1 protein-coding gene is annotated in these 242 nt (G+C 67.8%); it reads right to left on the bottom strand.

The window, feature by feature from the left end:
• Positions 1-242, bottom strand: a 242-nt coding sequence (locus KW824_RS20820) for a VCBS domain-containing protein (RefSeq protein ID WP_218410907.1), incomplete at both ends; no start/stop codon positions are given.

The following is a 242-nucleotide window of genomic DNA, read 5'->3' as shown; positions in this document are numbered from 1 at the left end:
TGATGGCGAGGCTGCCCAGCGCACCCGCGCTCGGGGTGCCGTTGCCGGCCAGGAACTTGGCCTCGTCGGCGCCGTCCAGGTCGGTCACGCTCAGGGTGCCGGTCTCGGTCAGCAGCGGGGTGCTTTCATCTTCGGTCACGCTGCCGGTGTCGCTGCCGGTGATGACAGCCGCATCGTTCACGCCGGTGATGGTGATGGTGACGGTGTGCTCGGTGCCATCCACAGACTGCACGGTGAAGGTC

Origin of the sequence: Aeromonas sp. sif0611, assembly GCF_019218845.1 — a bacterium.
Lineage (GTDB): Bacteria > Pseudomonadota > Gammaproteobacteria > Enterobacterales > Aeromonadaceae > Aeromonas > Aeromonas media.
Note: the sequence above shows the minus strand (reverse complement) of the source record. Positions and strands in the feature narration are given on the sequence as shown.